The sequence below is a fragment of the Amycolatopsis sp. NPDC024027 genome (assembly GCF_040638975.1).
In the GTDB taxonomy this organism is placed as follows: domain Bacteria; phylum Actinomycetota; class Actinomycetes; order Mycobacteriales; family Pseudonocardiaceae; genus Amycolatopsis.
Map to the genome: position 1 here is coordinate 59,491 of NZ_JBEZYY010000021.1, position 16,307 is coordinate 75,797.

The 16,307-nt window shown below is 70.2% G+C and carries 22 protein-coding genes and 1 pseudogene; 6 read left to right on the plus strand and 17 right to left on the minus strand.

The window, feature by feature from the left end:
- Positions 1 to 37: 37 nt before the first annotated feature.
- The 6 genes and pseudogenes from AB0F52_RS38660 to AB0F52_RS38685 form a co-directional block, all read right to left on the minus strand.
- A complete protein-coding gene (locus tag AB0F52_RS38660) occupies positions 38 to 592 on the minus strand; it encodes a CocE/NonD family hydrolase (RefSeq protein ID WP_360181844.1) in 555 nt (184 codons plus the stop codon).
- 26 nt (positions 593 to 618) lie between these two features.
- The gene (locus AB0F52_RS38665) at positions 619 to 1,737 is read right to left on the minus strand and encodes a hypothetical protein (protein ID WP_360181847.1); all 1,119 of its coding nucleotides are present in this window, start codon (positions 1,735 to 1,737) and stop codon (positions 619 to 621) included.
- Positions 1,738 to 1,806: 69 nt separating this feature from the next.
- Positions 1,807 to 2,161, minus strand: a pseudogene (locus tag AB0F52_RS38670) (hypothetical protein).
- A complete protein-coding gene (locus AB0F52_RS38675) occupies positions 2,130 to 2,951 on the minus strand; it encodes a DUF4158 domain-containing protein (RefSeq protein WP_360181850.1) in 822 nt (273 codons plus the stop codon). Before AB0F52_RS38675 ends, AB0F52_RS38670 begins: the two are co-directional and overlap by 32 nt.
- Positions 2,952 to 3,418: 467 nt before the next feature.
- A complete protein-coding gene (locus AB0F52_RS38680; RefSeq protein WP_360181853.1) occupies positions 3,419 to 4,942 on the minus strand; it encodes a WS/DGAT domain-containing protein in 1,524 nt (507 codons plus the stop codon).
- Positions 4,943 to 5,106: 164 nt separating this feature from the next.
- Positions 5,107 to 6,051, minus strand: a complete 945-nt coding sequence (locus AB0F52_RS38685) for a hypothetical protein (RefSeq protein WP_360181856.1) — start codon at positions 6,049 to 6,051, stop codon at positions 5,107 to 5,109.
- Between AB0F52_RS38685 and AB0F52_RS38690 the strand changes: the two genes are divergently transcribed.
- Positions 6,041 to 6,292: a hypothetical protein gene (locus AB0F52_RS38690; protein ID WP_360181859.1), complete on the plus strand. Its 252-nt coding sequence runs from the start codon at positions 6,041 to 6,043 to the stop codon at positions 6,290 to 6,292. The genes AB0F52_RS38685 and AB0F52_RS38690 overlap by 11 nt on opposite strands.
- A 209-nt stretch (positions 6,293 to 6,501) precedes the next feature.
- The gene (gene gap / locus AB0F52_RS38695; protein ID WP_360181862.1) at positions 6,502 to 7,512 is read left to right on the plus strand and encodes a type I glyceraldehyde-3-phosphate dehydrogenase; all 1,011 of its coding nucleotides are present in this window, start codon (positions 6,502 to 6,504) and stop codon (positions 7,510 to 7,512) included.
- A gap of 54 nt (positions 7,513 to 7,566) precedes the next feature.
- Here the strand turns inward: gap and AB0F52_RS38700 are convergent, their stop codons facing one another.
- From AB0F52_RS38700 to AB0F52_RS38720, 5 genes are all read right to left on the minus strand, one after another.
- Positions 7,567 to 7,926 carry a group 1 truncated hemoglobin gene (locus AB0F52_RS38700; RefSeq protein WP_360181865.1) on the minus strand — a complete coding sequence of 120 codons (360 nt, stop codon included), beginning with the start codon at positions 7,924 to 7,926 and terminating at the stop codon, positions 7,567 to 7,569.
- 110 nt (positions 7,927 to 8,036) lie between these two features.
- Positions 8,037 to 8,387, minus strand: coding sequence for a hypothetical protein (locus AB0F52_RS38705; protein WP_360181868.1), 351 nt, complete (start codon positions 8,385 to 8,387; stop codon positions 8,037 to 8,039).
- Positions 8,384 to 9,283 (minus strand): FAD/NAD(P)-binding oxidoreductase, encoded by a 900-nt coding sequence (locus AB0F52_RS38710; protein WP_360181871.1) that lies wholly within the window; start codon positions 9,281 to 9,283, stop codon positions 8,384 to 8,386. Before AB0F52_RS38710 ends, AB0F52_RS38705 begins: the two co-directional genes overlap by 4 nt.
- A 25-nt stretch (positions 9,284 to 9,308) precedes the next feature.
- On the minus strand, positions 9,309 to 9,434 hold the full coding sequence (locus tag AB0F52_RS38715) for a hypothetical protein (protein ID WP_360181874.1): 126 nt from the start codon (positions 9,432 to 9,434) through the stop codon (positions 9,309 to 9,311).
- On the minus strand, positions 9,431 to 9,790 hold the full coding sequence (locus tag AB0F52_RS38720) for a CBS domain-containing protein (protein WP_360181877.1): 360 nt from the start codon (positions 9,788 to 9,790) through the stop codon (positions 9,431 to 9,433). The genes AB0F52_RS38715 and AB0F52_RS38720 overlap by 4 nt, the downstream gene beginning before the upstream one ends.
- Before the next feature lie 237 nt (positions 9,791 to 10,027).
- Here AB0F52_RS38720 and AB0F52_RS38725 point away from each other — a divergent pair, with 237 nt between their 5' ends.
- Entirely contained in the window at positions 10,028 to 10,204 is a 177-nt protein-coding gene (locus tag AB0F52_RS38725) for a PLDc N-terminal domain-containing protein (RefSeq protein WP_360181880.1), read from the plus strand.
- Here AB0F52_RS38725 and AB0F52_RS38730 read toward each other — a convergent pair.
- Positions 10,150 to 11,043: a universal stress protein gene (locus tag AB0F52_RS38730; protein ID WP_360181883.1), complete on the minus strand. Its 894-nt coding sequence runs from the start codon at positions 11,041 to 11,043 to the stop codon at positions 10,150 to 10,152. The two genes, AB0F52_RS38725 and AB0F52_RS38730, sit on opposite strands and share 55 nt — an antisense overlap.
- Positions 11,044 to 11,259: 216 nt before the next feature.
- On the opposite strand from AB0F52_RS38730, the gene AB0F52_RS38735 reads away from it, so the two are divergent.
- Entirely contained in the window at positions 11,260 to 11,868 is a 609-nt protein-coding gene (locus AB0F52_RS38735; protein ID WP_360181886.1) for a DoxX family membrane protein, read from the plus strand.
- A gap of 70 nt (positions 11,869 to 11,938) precedes the next feature.
- The gene (locus AB0F52_RS38740; RefSeq protein WP_360181889.1) at positions 11,939 to 12,976 is read left to right on the plus strand and encodes a zinc-dependent alcohol dehydrogenase family protein; all 1,038 of its coding nucleotides are present in this window, start codon (positions 11,939 to 11,941) and stop codon (positions 12,974 to 12,976) included.
- 55 nt (positions 12,977 to 13,031) lie between these two features.
- Here the strand turns inward: AB0F52_RS38740 and AB0F52_RS38745 are convergent, their stop codons facing one another.
- From AB0F52_RS38745 to AB0F52_RS38755, 3 genes are read right to left on the minus strand one after another with little or no spacing between them, the layout of a single operon-like run.
- The gene (locus AB0F52_RS38745) at positions 13,032 to 13,700 is read right to left on the minus strand and encodes a CBS domain-containing protein (RefSeq protein WP_360181892.1); all 669 of its coding nucleotides are present in this window, start codon (positions 13,698 to 13,700) and stop codon (positions 13,032 to 13,034) included.
- A gap of 41 nt (positions 13,701 to 13,741) precedes the next feature.
- A complete protein-coding gene (locus AB0F52_RS38750; RefSeq protein ID WP_360181895.1) occupies positions 13,742 to 14,254 on the minus strand; it encodes a universal stress protein in 513 nt (170 codons plus the stop codon).
- Positions 14,255 to 14,278: 24 nt separating this feature from the next.
- Entirely contained in the window at positions 14,279 to 14,878 is a 600-nt protein-coding gene (locus AB0F52_RS38755; RefSeq protein WP_360181898.1) for a hypothetical protein, read from the minus strand.
- 207 nt (positions 14,879 to 15,085) lie between these two features.
- Here AB0F52_RS38755 and AB0F52_RS38760 point away from each other — a divergent pair, with 207 nt between their 5' ends.
- On the plus strand, positions 15,086 to 15,487 hold the full coding sequence (locus AB0F52_RS38760) for a CBS domain-containing protein (RefSeq protein ID WP_360181901.1): 402 nt from the start codon (positions 15,086 to 15,088) through the stop codon (positions 15,485 to 15,487).
- Between the two features lie 3 nt (positions 15,488 to 15,490).
- Here AB0F52_RS38760 and AB0F52_RS38765 read toward each other — a convergent pair whose 3' ends face one another.
- Both AB0F52_RS38765 and AB0F52_RS38770 read right to left on the minus strand, forming a co-directional pair.
- Positions 15,491 to 15,799 carry a hypothetical protein gene (locus AB0F52_RS38765; RefSeq protein WP_360181904.1) on the minus strand — a complete coding sequence of 103 codons (309 nt, stop codon included), beginning with the start codon at positions 15,797 to 15,799 and terminating at the stop codon, positions 15,491 to 15,493.
- Positions 15,800 to 15,844: 45 nt separating this feature from the next.
- The gene (locus AB0F52_RS38770; RefSeq protein WP_360181907.1) at positions 15,845 to 16,279 is read right to left on the minus strand and encodes a hypothetical protein; all 435 of its coding nucleotides are present in this window, start codon (positions 16,277 to 16,279) and stop codon (positions 15,845 to 15,847) included.
- Between the last annotated feature and the right edge of the window lie 28 nt (positions 16,280 to 16,307).

Below are 16,307 nucleotides of genomic sequence, written 5' to 3' on the forward strand. Positions count from 1 at the left end.
GTGACCAGCTCCGGCGGGGGTCCATCAGCAACGCCCACTAGGTGAAGCCGAGATAGGAGTAGCCGTGGGTGGCGAAGCGCCCGTCGAACCACGGCTGCTCGCGCATCCACGCGACGATGTCGGCCGCGTCGTCGGCTTCCCGCATGAACGGTTCGAAGGTTCCGCCCGAGCCGAACGTGCCGCGGCACCGGACGAGCAGGACGCGGTAACCGCGGCCGGCGAACATTCCGCCGGTCATGGCCGCGCCGTAGAGGTTCCAGCCGTACGGCGAGGTGACGAGAATCGTTCCGAGGCCGGTCCCTCCGGCTCGAAGAGGTCCGCGAGCAGCTCGACGCTGTCTCCCATCGGGATCCGCAGGCCGCGGGTCACGGCGTAGGCGCAGGACGAGCTCGACGAGGCGCTCGGCGAGCTGGAGGAGGTCCTGGCCCGTGGGGACGGCCCGGTCCGGCTGGACGAGGCGGGGGATCTGGGTGATCTCGCCGCTGTCGGCCGAGGACATCCCGGCTGGGGCCACGGCGTTGTAGGTGGAACTCACGGAGATGCTGCCGTTCGCGCCGACCGTGGCACTGCTGATCGAGCTGGACAAGCGCACCGGCTACCTCGACTGTTTCACCCACGTCACTCGAGGGCCTCGGCATCCTCGAACTCGTCCTCGCTATCGGTGAAGGCTTCCTGGTCCATGACGTCGCTGTCGGACAGGACGTCACTGTCGGGCAGACTGGACGCGCGCGCCGATGGCCCGTCGTCGTGGGACCGGGCGCCGGCCAGCGCTTCGGCCTTCGCGAGCTCTCTGGCTTTCGCGGCGCGGCGCTTCATCATCGTCTTCGTCTCCAGCGAGGGCTTCCTCTTGCCCTTCACTTTGGGCACGCCCTTGACCTGGCCGAGACCGTTGGCGCGCACCCAGGCCAGTGCCGCCTTCCGGTCGCCCTTGAACTTTCCCTTGATCAGCCTGGCAAAGGTGACGTACCCGTTGTACTCATCGCGGGCGGCCCTGAGTTCGGCGGTTCGTGCCTCGATGGCGCGTGCACGCTCCGCGTCGGCTTCCTTGATCCTCTTTTCGACCTCCGCGGCGTCCAAGCCGCCGGCTTTCAGGCCGGCCAGAATGGTCGGCACGTGCTGGGCTTGAACCGATGGGAACCAGGCCTCGGCGACATAGACGTACCGTTGCGATGTCGTCCATCCACCTGCCTTTCCCAGGATGTGATACCGATCCGAGGTAACGTCGATGAGGGCCTGCTTCAATGGGCTATCGCTCAGAGTGATGACGATGTCGGGAAGCGATGCCCCGCCCATTCCCTCGGCGAACTGGGGCACCCAGGTCAGGATCATGTCCGTGCCGCGCATCAGCGTGTAAACGCGTTCCTCGATCGCATTGCCCGCCCAGGCCAGAGCGACCGATTTGCCCTGTTGCAGCAGATTCACGAAGGTGTTGATCTTTTCGCCCTGCCATCCCGCGACATCGCCGGCCAGCAGCTGTCGGTGGGCTTCGTCGACGAAACCGCTGACTTTCCGGGCGAATGCCTGGCACGCCGCAAGCTCGTCCGGAGTCGGTGTGCCCCCGTGCTTGAATCCTTCATCCAGAACGCGCTGTGCGGGTCTCTTGCCGAGCAGACTGGACACGGCGGTGTTGCCTGCCAGCCGTTGGAGCCGCAGGACCTCGCCGTCACGGGCCACCACTCCCGCAGGTGCCTGGTGCCGCTTCGGTGACCCGGCTTCGCGATCCTGGTGCGCGCGCATGTCAACCAGTATTCCGGCGGCGCACCACCCGGTCACCCGCCACGCGGACTGTCCTTTCGGGCGAACGGGTTAGCGCAGCCGCTCCAGGTCCCGGGCGGTGTGCGCCAGTTCGCGGGCCGTCCGGCGAGTTCTTCGGCCTCGGCGGCGGTGACCACGTCCTCGGCGGCGCAGCGCAGTTGGAAGAGCCGGTCCAGCAACATGGCGATCTCGGTGTCGGAGAGCACGACGGCGTCTTCCGGCGGGCCCGTGCGCTGGAGCGCGCCTCGCCGTTCGTAGGCACGTTGGCGGCAGGACTGGCCGCAGTACCGGCGCCGCCGCCCCACCGTGGTCCCTGCTCCAGCCTCCGGCCACACCACCCGCAGTGTCTTGCCACCGCGTCCGGGATACCGGGGTCAGCGACGATGGCCAGGATCGCGTCCAACAGCGGCCAGCCGGTCCTTACCGGCCTTCCCGCGCTCGGCCAGCGCGTCGCGCATCTTGTGCACGGCCTTGCTCTCCCGCGCCGAGACGGCCTGGTCGAACAACTGCACGACCTCGTCCAGCACGTCGGTCGCCGACTGCGCCAGCAACGTGAGCAGGATCGGGTACCGGCGTTGCGGTTCGCGGCGTTGCAGCGCCTGCGACGTCAGGCGCCGGCCGACCGTGGCCAGGAACCGGCGCCGGTCCGCCGGCAGCACCGGCAGATCCAGCGTGTGCGCGTCCACCCCGCGCAGGAACGTCAGCTTCGCCACCTCGGCCTTCACCGCCGGCGACGCCTCGACCGGCCCCTGGCCCAACCACCGCAGCCGGGTCATCCCGATCTCCGGGTCGACCGCCGACAGGCTATCGAGCCCAGTGCACCTCTGCTCGGTGAACTCGTGCGCCAGCCGGTCGAACGTCTCCCGCCACGCCTCCTCCCGGCGCGCGACCCGCTCCACCACCGTCACCGGTGCCGGCCGGATCACCCGCGCCGAGATCAGGTACTCGCACGCCGGCCGGAACAACAGCAACGGCGATTCATGCTCCAACGCGCGGGCCAACAGGAACTCGTCCAGCTCCTTCAGCTCCAACGTCTTCGGCGCCCGCCACCCCAGATACGCGGCCGCCAGCCGAAGATGCTGAGTCCGCGTCTTGGCCCGGCGCCCGTAGGACCGGATCGCATCCGGGTCGACCCGGAGCTGCTCCGCCAGCCGCACCACCGCCACCCTGTGCGCAGCCGCGACGTCGTCTGGCACGAACCCCAGCCACGGTAACTGCAAGCCCGAGCCGGTCTGCGGGGCCTCGGCCCCGGCCGGGATCAATGAACGCCACGTCCGCCGAGGTCAACGTGAAGAACCGGAACAGCTCGTCCCGGCCGATCTCCGGGACCTCCGCAGCGCCTCCAGTTCCTGGTCCGCGAACACCTGTGTCGCCAACCAGCACCTCCCGCGAGAGCTCCGAAGATTCCCAGCTCAGGAGCCTACCGACGCATATCCGCCCGTTTTTCGGCGATTGCAACGGCTACCCCGGTCGCACCAGCATCTGTGATCGTGTCGTCCTCAAGGTTGGCGTGTTCACTCGTCGATGAGGGCGCCCAGGCTGGATCGCAAGCGGGCTGATCAGGACCGGCGTGGCTGCGACGAGCCACTTTTCGCTGTCGACGCGGCGCCGCTCTCCGGTGGGTGGCACTGCGAACACGGCAAACCGCAGACCCGCCCTGACGTCAGGCGGACGCCGTCGCGAACTCGGCGGCCAGCCCGGCGACCAGCACCTCCGGATCGGGGATGAGCTTCCGGTCCGTACCGAACCCGAACCGCACCTGGCCGGCGTAGCTGAAGATGCAGATCGTGATCGCCTGCCGTCCGCTGCACGGCGCCCAGCCCACGATGCCCTCGACCTCCGCGCCGGCCAGCGTCATCGGCGCGCGGGGGCCCGGCACGTTCGTCAGGACCCCCACGGCCTTGCCGGCGAAGAACCGGCTCATCGCCAGGCCGAGCGGGGCCGGGCTCTGCGCGATCGCGTACTGGACGCCGAAAGTCAGTACGGGCTCGTAGGAGTCGCGGATCCGGGCGACCCGCCGGTGCACCTCCGCGAGGCGCTCGGCGAACGTCCGGCGCCCGAGCGGCAGCTGGGCCAGCACGAGCGAGAAGTGGTTGCCCAGGGTGGCCGGCAGCTCGTCGTCGAACGAGGACAGGCTCACCGGGATCAGCCAGCCGAGATCGGACGGGTCGGGCCGGGTGGTGCCGTGGGCGGTGAAGTACCGGTCGAGCGCCCCCGCGACGAGCGCCGTGCAGACGTCGTTGACCGTCGTCCCGGTTTCGTGGCCGATCCGGGCGAGCTCGGCCAGCGGGATCGGCGCGCCCCAAGCCGCGGTCTTCTCGATCCCCGGCTCGCCGTCCCACAGCCCGGTCGCGGTGGACGGGCCGAGCAGGTCCGCGGCGCCGGTGGCGCTGTGCCAGATCGTCGTCGCGGCTCCGGCGAGCGCGTCGACCACGTGGCGTGGGCCGCCGTCCAACGCCGAAGCCAGGAACCCGGCGACGGCACCGGTGGCGCCCACCGCCGCGGTCGCGCCCAGCACCGGCATGGCCACGGCGGTTTCCAGCACGGGGTGCACCCGGGCCGCCTGCTGCTGCGCCTTCGCACCGGTGTCACCGAGCGTGCGCAGGACGGCCGCACCCAGCCTGACCACCGGCTGCGCCACGACCTCCCGGTGCGGTGCGGCGCCGCCGACCTTCGCGTGCGGAGCGGGACCACCACCGTCGGCCGGGTCGAGGAGGCTGAACAGCACCTGCGTCAGCCGGATCCCGTCGGCCATCGCGTGATGGGTGCGGCAGACGAACGCGCTGCCGCCGCGGTACCCCTGCAGCAGATCAACGGTCCACAATGGACGTCCGGGATCCAGTGGACTGCTGCGCCGCGCGGCGACGAACTCCTCCAGCGCGGCCTGATCCGCCGGTGCGGGGAGATCCTGCTCGACCAGGTGCCTGCCGAGGTCGAAGCCGCGATCGGTCTCCCAGGCGATCGAGGGCGCCGGGCCGCCATGGCGGACGGCTCGCTGCAGGTACACCGGATACCGCGCGAGCAGCCGATCCGACACGATCGAGCGCAGTCGCGCCACGTCCACGGGCGTCCTCGTCCACAGCACGGAGGTGACCACCATGAGGTTCTCCGGCCGGTCCAGGTGCAGCCACAAGCTGTCCTGAGCGGGTACCCGCCGATGCGGCCCGACCAGTTTCCGCGTAACCATCTCCACCACTCCCGTCGCGCCGGTGCACCATCGACTCTGCGCCCCCGCGGGACCACGGAAAAGGGCCGGAAGTCGCCCCGGGGCACGGCCGAGTGCTCTGACCCCGGCACCCGGCTCCCGGCATCGTGGGGACCCTCTGCCATCCACCGGAGCATCGGAGGAATTCATGTCCCCCCACCACGTCGTCGTGCTCGGCAGCGGGTTCGCCGGTCTGGAAACCGCGTTCGCGCTGCGCGCACCTGCCCTTCGGCGCGGCGGAGGCGCCACTGCACGTTCAGCTGGCCAAAGCGTTGAGCAGAAGGGAAATCGGCTCCCACATCGCGACCGCCGAAGGCATCGACACCGGCCGTGGGGTCGTGCACACGTCTCGCGGGCCGGTGCCCTAAGACCAGCTCGTGATCGTCACCGGCGCTGCCATGCGCCCGGAGGAGGTGCCCGGCCTCGCCGAGCACGCCCACACGGTCTGGTCCCCCGGCCGGCTGCACGCGCTGGGCGAACAGCTGCAGTGGGTGGTCCAGCACGCCGCGCACGGCCAGCTGCAGTGAGTCCTGTTCCTCGTTCCGCCGGGGAACAAGTGCGTCGGCCCCCTGTACGAGATCGCCCTGATGCTCGACAGCTGGTTGCGGCGACGTGAGGTCCGCGACAACGTCCAGCTCGCGTTCACGACGTCCGAGCAGAGTTACGTCCAGGCGTTCGGCCCCAAGCTGCATGACGTCGTCGCCTCGGAGTTCTCGAAGCGTGGCATCGAAGGCCGCACCGGCGCCACTCCCGACAAGGTCGGCGAGCTCGAGATCGCCTACACCGACGGCAGCACGCAGGAGTTCGATCTCCTGGTCGCGTTCCCGCCGTACGTCGCGGCACAGCGGTTCGAGGGGCTGCCCACCGACGACCGTGGTTTCCTCACCTGTGAGGCGAGCACACGTGAGGTGCTCGGCCATCCCGACGTCTACGCCCCTGGCGATGCCGGCGACTTCCCAGTGAAGCAGGCGTTCCTCGCGCTGTTGCAGGCGCAGGCTGTCGCAGGCCAGATCGCCGCCGACACCGGTGCGCACCTGCCGAAAGGCCGCTTCGAACCGACCAGCATGTGCGTGCTGGGAGATGTTCGACAAGGCGACCTTCGCGCAGGTTCCGCTGTCGGTCACCGGCGACGCCGCGCAGCCGGTGGTCGTCGACCCGGCGGCCGGCGACGCCTATCGCGTGGGCACCTCGGCCACCTGGCGGCTGGGCAAGAAGGCGCTGGGCGCGTACGTGCCGGGACGGTTCCGCGCCGGATTGCCGGTGCACGCCGGCACTGGCTGGGACGTCATGGCCTTCGGACTGCGCGGTGCGACCCGCTGGCTGACGCGGTGAAAGCAGTGATGGCCTCCTTGCCGGCCATCGGCTCCCCTTTCGCCGTATCCAGGGAAGCGGCTCAGGTGCGCCGTCCCCTAGAGCCGAAGGTCACCGGTTCCGCCGTTTCCGGGGGCGTTCGGCCCTCGCCTCGGGGAACTTGGGCTCTACGGACATGTCCGCGCGTGCCGAACCATCGAGGAGGAACGAACGACGACAGGGAGAAGAAGATGACAGTACGGCTCGGAATCAACGGGTTCGGCCGGATCGGGCGGGACATCCTCCGGTGCGTGCTGGAAACCCCGGACAGCCCGGTCGAAGTGGTCGCGGTCAACGACATCACATCCCCGGAGATGCTGGCGCACCTGCTCGTGCACGACTCCACCTACGGCAGGTTGCGCATCCCCGTCGAGGTGGTCGGCGGCGAGGCGCTGCGCGTCGGAGACCACTTCATCCAGGTGACCGCGAAGGCCGACCCCGCGGAACTGCCGTGGGGCGAATACGGTGTGGACGTCGTCGTCGAGTCGACCGGCAAGTTCCGCACCCGCGAAGCCGCCGGCGCGCACCTGGCCGCGGGCGCGCAGAAGGTCGTGATCTCCGCGCCCGGCAAGGACGTCGACGCGACGATCGTGCTCGGGGTCAACGAAGGCGACTACGACCCGGCGAAGCACCACATCATCTCGAACGCCTCCTGCACGACGAACTGCCTCGCGCCGATGGTCAAGGTGCTGCACTCCGCGTTCGGCATCCGCCGCGGGATGCTCACCACGATCCACAGCTACACCGGCGACCAGGCACTGCTGGACCGCCCGCACAAGGACCCGCGCCGCGCCCGCTCCGCGGCGGTCAACATGGTGCCCACCAGCACCGGCGCCGCGAAGGCGATCGGCCTGGTGCTGCCCGAGCTGGCCGGCAAACTCGACGGCGTCGCCGTTCGCGTCCCGGTCGAGGACGGCTCGCTCACCGACCTGACGGTCGAGCTCGAGCACCAGGTGACGGTCGAGCAGGTCAACCACGCGTTCGCCGAGGCCTCGGATGGCAGCCTCAAGGGCATCCTGCGCCACACCGAAGCGCCGGTCGTGTCCCGCGACATCATCGGCGACCCGGCGTCGTGCGTGTTCGACTCGCAGCTGACCAAGGCGGACTCGCACCTGGCGAAGGTGTTCGGCTGGTACGACAACGAGTGGGGCTACGCGACCCGCACGGTCGAGCTGGTGGAGCTGGTCGGGCGATCGCTGTAGCGAGCCGGCGCCACGGGTGCCCGCCGGTGATCCGACCCGGCGGGCACCCGTTCCTCATCCCGGTGTGACTATTTCCTCCGACAACGGCGCGATGGCGCCGATGATGGTTGCCGTCGTTTCCTCCGGCACCCCGGCGGCCAGGAGGGAGTCCGTGAGGTACTTCGCCACGAGGTCGAAGTGGTGCTGGGCGATGCCACGGCCGCGGTGGACGTCCTTCATGGTCCGCCCGCGGTACTCGTCAGGTCCGCCGAGGGCCGCCGCGAAAAACTCGACCTGCATCCCCTTCAGGCGAGGCATGCTCGTCCCGGCGAAGAACGGGGCCAGCTCCGCGTCGGCCAGGACCCGTTCGTAGAAGTCGTCCACCACGGCCACCAGCGCTTCCTGGCCACCGATCTGCTCGTAGATGCTTGTCACGTCGCCTCCCGGTCGGGGTGATCACCGTGGTGATCAGGGAACCGCCGGAAGGTTTCTCACGCGTAAGATCACGATCAACCGCAGGTTAGATGGTTCTCACCGCGGAGCTCCTATCGCTCGATCGGGACCAGGAACTGCTTGCCCGCGCGTGGCATCGCGCTCGACAGCCCGGGGAGATCCCGGCCGGGCAGCATGGTGTGCCAGTAGAGCCAGGGAAACATCAGCTTCGCGAGATGATTGAGCCGGGACTCCTCGAGCAACGGCAGGCCGGCGTCCGCGGGATAGCGCCCGGGCAGCGGCTCAGTGTCGTAGCTGAAGTCGATGAGCAGGGCTTTGCCGAACCCGGTCTCGACGAAGCAGTTCGAGTGCCCGTCGAAGCTCGCGTCGAGCTCGCGGCCGTCGAGGAACTGGCCGACGTTGCGGGTCAGCACCTCCCCCGCGAAGTGGGTCGCGGAGCTCACCTTGGAAGTGGGCAGCGAGGCGGCGTCCCCCAGGACGAAGATGTTGTCCCGCGCCGCGGAGCGCAAGGTGTGCTCGTCGGCGCGGAGCGCAAGGTGTGCTCGTCCCCCAGTCCCGGCGATCGATCCACATAGGACGCACCACCGTGCAGCGGGACGACCACCGCCTGGTCGAAGGCGACTTCACGGCCATCGTAGGACACGAGCCGGTTGCGGGTGCCGTCGACTTCGCCGGTGTTGAACCCGGTCACCAGCTCCACGCCTTTGGCTTCGAGCAGCCCGGCCAGCGTCCGCGCGGCGACCGGTTTGGTGAACGCGGCGTCGAGAGGCGTGACGTAGGCCAGCTCGACCCGGTCGCGGACTCCCCGCACAGTGAAGTACCAATCGGCGAGGAAGCAGAACTCCAGCGGCGCGAGCGGGCTCTTGACCGGCAGGCCGATCACGTTCACCACCAGCCGGCCGCCGTGGAAGGCTTCGAGAGCCGACGCCAGTCCGACGGCGCCGTCGAGGTCGTAGAACGTGTCGACGTGCGAACGCCAGCCCGGACCGGTCAGCCCGTCGGTCTCCTCCGGCAGCAGCCGCGCGCCGGTGGCGATCACCAGGACGTCGTAGCCGAGGGTCGTGCCGTCCACCAGGTGGACCCGGCCGGTGTCGATGTCCACACGCCCGACTTGTCCGCGGTGGTAGTGGACTCCGCCGGCCAGCTGCCTGGGACGCGACCGGACGAGGTCATCGGCGTCGGCCATGCGGAAGGGCACGAACAGTAGCCCCGGCTGGTACACGTGGGCGTCGTCCTGGTCCACGACCGTGATCTCCGCACCTTCGCCGAAGTCACGGCGAAGGCGGTTCGCCGCCAGGGTTCCGCCGGTGCCGCCGCCCAGGATCACGATGCGCTTCATCGCCGGCTCCGTTCGTCGAGGGTCCTCAGCGGGGCTGGGCGGCCGTCCCGTCGTCCTGCAGGTACTTCAAGCGGTTGCGTACCGCGATCACGCCCGGCACCGCGCCGGTGAGCAACTCCGCGCGCTCAACCTCGCTACGCCGGTCGATCACGCCGCTGAGCCGGCGCCGTTCACGACGTAGAGGCAGCGCAGGTTCGCCTCGACCAGCCGTCGGGCCGCGCCCGCCACGGGGTCGTCCTTCGCCACGGTCGGCACGCGTCGGGTCATGAGCTCGCGCGCGGTCAGGCCTTGGGCCTTGGTCCACACCCGCAGCCGCCCGAGCCCGCGTCGGGCGTCCCGGCCGTGCCGAACCAGCAAATCCGCCTCACTGACGACGCCTATCGGGCGCTGATGGTCGTCGACCACCGGAATCGCCGCGATGCCGCGCTCGGCCAGCAGGGCGGCCAGTTCCTTGAACGACGCCCCGGGACCTGCCGACACGACCGGCCGGCTCATCAGGTCGGACACCAGCGGACCACGCATTGACGCCACCTCCGTCGAAAATCCTGCTCCGGCCAAGCTAGAAGCCGGCCCGTGCTTCGCGCGGCTGGCTACGGTCCCCGGCCGAGAGGCCTTTCGCCCCTTTGCGCGCGGATCCCGATGCCGTTGCCTGGAAGCCCGAAGAGAGGAGAACCCCATGGGAAGCACAAGCGGTGGCGTGACCTGACCACTCGGCAGCGCAGAGGGATCAGCGCCGCGGCGAGCGTGCAGCTCTTGCTCGCCGCGGCGGCTTGGTGGGACCTCGCCCGGCGGCCCGCCGACCGCGTCCGCGGGCCGAAGTGGCTGTGGACCCTGGTGATCGCCGTGAACTACGTCGGGCCGGTGGTCTACTTCGCGTGCTCGCGGGTCCCGCGGGCGACGACGACCGGGCAGAGCGCGTAGGACATCAGCGACTGGCTCGTCGAGCCCAGGGCCAGGCCGCTGAACCCGCCCCGCCCGCGGCTGCCGACCACGATCAGCTGCGCCCGGTCGGCGAGGTCGAGCAGCCGCTCGGCCGGGCGTCCGGCCTGCACGACGCGGTCAACGACCACGTCCGGGTACTTCTCCTGCCAGCCGGCCAGCCGCTGGGCGAGCAGTTCGTGTTCGTGCTCCTCCATCGCCGTGCTGTCCATCGTCCACCGGCCTTCTTCGAAGACGGCGGCCAGGAACGCTTCGTGCCAGCAGTGGACCGCGACGAGCCGCGCATTCCGCCAGGACGCCTCCTCGAACGCGACCGCGATGGCCTCCTCGCCCGCCGGGGTTCCGTCGACGCCCACGACGACCGGCCCTTCGGCCGGCGGCTCGTCCTCTCCGGCGTGCGGCCGGATCAGAGCGACCGGGCACGGCGCGTGGGCGGCCAGCGCCACCGAGACCGACCCGAGCAGCACCCGGCCGAGCGGCCGCAGGCCCGGCGTCCCGAGCACGATCATCGCCGCGCCTTCCGCTTCGGAAAGCAACGCCTCGGCGGGCCGTTCCGAGCGCACCACGGTCTCGGCGCCGGTACCGGACGCGACGGCACGGGCCTCGGCGAGCATGCGCTCGCCTCGCGCACCAACCGCCTGCTGGATCTGCTCGAACGTCGGGTCGCCCCGCGGGTAGGGCGGGGGCAGTTCGGGCAGCGCGTGGACCAGGCGAAGACCGAGGTTGCGTTCCTGCGCGACGCGCGCCGCCCAACGGACCGCCGTGAGCGCGCCCGCCGAGCCGTCGACGCCGACCACCAGTGCTGAAGCCGAGCCAGTCATTCGCTTTCCTTTCACGTCAGTGCATACGCGGAAAAGTCAACCGGCCGAAGCCGCGCCTGGCGCGGGGCTTCCGCCCTTGTTCCGCAGGACTTTGGTCCATTCAGGGCGGTCCCTGCGAACGGGCACCAAGGGCCTCCCGGCTGGGGACCTTCGACCCCAGACCACGCCGCCGCGACGGCAGAAACTGATGGCAACACCAAGGAACGGAGGTTTCCCATGTCCATCCGACCGGATGAAAAGAAGACCACCTCGAGCCGCGTCCCGACCCAGCGGGCCACCGCGCCGACGACGGTCCCCGACTTCGTCGCCGAACCGACGTTCGCCGGGAAGTCCCTGGCCGTCCTCCGGTTCGCCACCGGATTCGTGTTCCTGTGGGCGTTCCTGGACAAGCTGTTCGGCTTCGGCTACGCAACCCCGGCCAAGGGCGCCTGGATCAATGGCGGCTCGCCGACCAAGGGCTTCCTCAGCAGCGTCCACGTCGGCCCGTTCGAGTCGTTGTTCCACGCCTGGGCCGGCACCTGGTGGGCCAACTGGCTGTTCATGCTCGGCCTCGCCGCCGTCGGCATCGCCGTGATCGCGGGCATCGGCCTGCGGCTGAGCGCGATCGCGGGCTCGCTGATGATGCTCATGATGTGGGCCGCCGAATGGCCGTTCGCGCTGAGCACCAGCACCGGCGAAGCGACGCACTCCACCAACCCCGTCATCGAGTACCACATCATCTACGCACTGGTCCTCATCGTGCTGGCCGCCGCCGCGGCCGGGAACACCTGGGGACTCGGCCACCGTTGGGCCGCCCTCACCGGCGACCGCAAGTGGCTGCGGTGAATCGATTGCCCGCCATGGGCGCCCGCCGACCGGCGGGCGCCCATTCCCGCTGTCCGGACAAGGAGAAGAAATGAAGGCACTCGTGTACGACGGCCCCGGCCGGCGCAGCTGGACCGACCACGCCGACCCCGAATTGACCGCACCCACCGACGCGATCGTCCGCGTCGACGCGGTCACCATCTGCGGCACCGACCTGCACATCCTCAAAGGCGACGTGCCCGAGGTCGAACGCGGCCGGATCCTCGGCCACGAAGCGGTCGGCACGATCACCGAGATCGGCTCCGCCGTGACCACGGTGAAGCCCGGCGACAAGGTCCTGGTTTCCTGCATCTCAGCCTGCGGCCGGTGCGAATACTGCCGGTCCGCGGCTTACGGCCAGTGCCTCGGCGGCGGAGGCTGGATCCTCGGCCACACCACCGACGGCGTCCAGGCCGAATACGCGCGCGTCCCGTTCGCCGACACCTCGACCTATGTGTTGCCGTCCGGGGTGAGCGACGAGTCGGCGCTGATGCTGGCCGACATCGTCCCGACCTCCTACGAAGTCGGCGTCCGCAACGGCGGCGTCAAACCCGGTGACACGCTCGTGATCGTCGGTGCCGGGCCGATCGGGCTGGCTGCCATCACCAACGCCCAGCTCTTCTCGCCCAGCACGATCATCGTGGTGGACAAGGAACCGGCCCGTCTCGATGCAGCGAAGTCCTTCGGCGCGGACCTGATGGTCCGGCCGGACGAAGCGGCGGCCGCGGTAGCCGAAGCGAGCGGCGGGCTCGGCGCGGACGTCGCCATCGAGGCGGTGGGCGTCCCCGAGACGTTCGAGCTGTGCACTCGCCTCGTCCGCCCCGGTGGACATGTGGCGAACGTCGGCGTGCACGGCGCCCCGGCGACGCTGCACCTCGAGGAGCTGTGGATCAAGAACGTCACCATCACGACGGGGCTGGTCGACACGTCCAGCACGCCGATGCTGCTGCGGATGCTCGCGGCGGGCCGGCTGGACACCAGCCGGTTCATCACCCACCGCTTCGGGCTCGACGAGATGGACGAGGCCTACGACGTCTTCGCCCACCCGCAGGACAGCAACGCCTTGAAGGTCGCCCTGTTCCGCAGCTGACCCGAACCACGAAGGGGCCACCGTCCGGTGTGGACGGTGGCCCCTTCGTGGTTCTTCAGTTGTGCGGTCTTTGCGAGCTCAGGATTCCGACCTCGCCCGGCGGAACCGGGGACACGTCCCGGTCATCGAAGTGGGCCTTCAGGCTCTGCCGCACCTCGACAACACCGTCGACCCTGCGGACCAGCGCCGTGATCACCGGGATCATGCTCGTCCGCTCGACGGTGCCGTTGAGCGTCACGATGCCGTTGTGCACCGCGACGTACAAGGAGGACGGGTCCAGGGCCATCTCACGCAGGAGCACCTCGTCGCGGACCTCGTCACGGATCTCCTGGTCGGTGCGCAGGAACACCCGCAGCAGGTCCGAGCGGGACACGACACCGACGAGCTTCCCCGTGTCGTCGACCACCGGCAAGCGGTGGAAGTGATGCTGCTCCAGTAGTTTCGCGGCAACGGCGACGTCGTCGTCCGCCTGGACCGTCACCGCGGGCGCGGTCATCAGGTCGGCGACGAACGCGGCGCCGGCCTTCCGTTTCGCCTGCCGGGAACCGGGCTCGAGCAGGCCGTGCGGGGCCTCGCGCTCGAGCAGATCGCCCTGCGAGACGACCCCGAGCACCAACCCGTCGTCGTCGACCACGGGCGCCCCGCTGATGTTCCACGAGGCCAGCAGGACGGCGACGGCCTTGAACGGCGTGTCCGGCCCGACAGTGGTGACTTCGGTCGTCATGACCGAACCCACCCTGCGGCGACTGGGCATCACGATCTCCTTCACAGCAGCGGTCCGGGGTAGTACGCGGCTGCCGGTTCCGCCACGGGCTCGGCTTCTTTCTCCGGCTCGGGGACGGTGCGCGTCGGGATGACCACCACGGGGCAGCTCGCCTCGCGCAGGCAGTGCTCGGCGACCGAGCCGACCAGCAGCTTCAGCAGCCGGCCGCGGCCGTGACTGCCGAGCACCAGCATCGCCGCGGTCTTCGACGCCTCCTCCAGCGCCACCGCGGCCGAGTGCTCGACCAGTTCGGCCCGCACGGCCACGCCCGGGTGCTCGGCCCGGATCTCGCCGACGACCTCCTCGAGCTGCTGCCGCTCCCGGTCGGCGACCGTCTGCGGTGTGCCGGCGACCGCCGCGCCGAGGTCGTAGACCGGTTCGAACGTCCACGCGCGCAGTGCGACGACCTGCCGGCCGCTCACCGCCGCTTCCGAAACCGCCCAGCGCAGCGCGGCCACGCTCACCGCCGAATGGTCCACGCCGACGACGATGTCGCCCTGGTTTGCCGTGGTCATGGGAATTTCACCTTCTCTTCGTTGTCAGGAACGGGTCTTGCGGTCCTGCTGCTGGAACCACTCCTGCTGCCATCGGGCGAGGCGGGAGCGGTCGAGGGAGAACACCGTGAGCCGGTACCAGGCGGCCAGCAGCGCCAGCGCACCCAGCCACAGGCCGAGCCCGACGGCGACGGCGCCGATGACCACGCCGGCGTTGCTCAGCGGCGGATCCACCGGGTTGCCCTTCCGGTCCACCCAGATCGTCAGCGTTTCGCCCTTGAGCGTGCCCCGGGCGGCGACCACGTGGCCGATCCGCCGAGTTCCGTCGGCGAGCACCCAGGTCGCGTCGGTGGGTTCACCGTTGCCGGCGACGCCGGCCCGCGAGTTGATGGCGATGTCCGGTCCGTCGGCGAGCAGGGTCGCGGTCACCTGGGTCCGCTCCCCCAGCTGCTGCTCGGACTGCGACTGTTGCCGGGCGTACGTTTCCGAGCCGAAGCTGGCGGCGATCGGCAGCGCGGCGAGTGCGAGCAGCACCACGGAAACCAGCAGCCCGGCCTGGAACCGGTCCGAGGTCCGCGCCACCGAATCGCGGCGGGGCAGGATGGTGCGCCACATCCGCGCGATCGGGTTCGACGACGTGCTCATGATCCTGGCCCTCCGGTCGGAAATCGTCGGTACCACCAGGATCATCGATTTCCCGGCCCGTTCGAAGAGGCCTTGGTCCCCGGTGCGCCGGGACTCGTCCGGTTCGCTGGGGAGGTCCTCCGACAGTGCTCTGAGGACTTAGGGCCCTTTGCCGGCGCGGGATGGTCGGGGATGGTCGGGAAACCCGACCCGAACGGAGCTCGAACCATGCGCGCACGCGAGATCATGACCACGCTGACGTTCGCCCTGACGCCGTCCGCGACGCTCGAGGAAGCCGCCGAGATGATGACTCGCCACGGGTTCACCACGATGCCGGTTGTCGACACGGACGGGAAGCTGCTCGGCCTGGTGTCCGAAACCGACATCCTGCGGGTCCCGGTTCCGCCCGGCGACCCCGACACCGGCGTGATGCTCGACGGCGGTCCGCGCACGGCGGGCTCGGTGATGCGCCAGTCCGGTCTCGCCGTGGCGGGCGACATCGAGGTGCGCGAGCTGGCGCGGATGATGACCGACGCCGACGTGCGCTCGGCACCGGTCGTCGAGGGCGGGCACGTGGTCGGCATGGTGACCTTCCGGGACGTGCTGCGCGCGACCGCCGGCCGTGCCTGAGTCTCATTCCGCCGGGACGTCCGGGCCGGTGCGGTGGGTCAGCACGTCCTCGACCGGCCGGCGGCTCGTGAGCCGCGTCGGGTAGCCGTAGCCGATGCGCAGCAGGGTGTGTGGCTGCCCGAGGCCGGCGAAGAGGCGGTCGAGCGACGCCCGCAGCGAGACGACGCCGTGGCCGTGCGGGGGCGGCCCGGACGCGATCTTCGGGACGCCGTCGGGGCTGTCGGCTTCGCGGTGAGTCCAGTAGGCGGCTTCGGCCCGGAACGCCGAGTCCTCCGCCTGCAGCGCCTCGGCCTGCCGGACCAGCGACGCCACCGGCGTGTAGCGGCCGGACGCGTCGAAGTATTCGACCTGGCCGCCTTACTGCAGCGCCGCGGACTTGAGCGCGGACCGCACCACGGCCGGCACCTCCTTGTCCAGCAGCGGACGGCGGTTGGTGTGCCGGCGGAAGACCGCTTCGGCGAGCTTGCGCTCGACGGCGGTGGTCTTCTGGTTGCCGTCCAGCCGGATCACCGCGGCCAGGTCAGGCTCGCCCGGATCGGGCAGTATCCGCACCTTCACCGCGAGCCCGTTGGCGCGCAGGCAGATGCCCAGGTTGAACGCGGCGGCACCGCACGCCAGCCGCGACTCCCGCCCGTTCGGGTCCGCCACGGTGAGCAGGCGCTCCCGGTCCAGCCACACCTCGATCACGTCTTTCTCGACGACGAACCGCCAGGGCTGGGTGTGGTGCGGCGACGGCGCGCGCACGGCCGAGGCGAGGGCCTGGTCGAACACGCCGGGCAGTGGTCGGCTCATCGTCGGGCTCCGGTTCCTGGGAGACGAA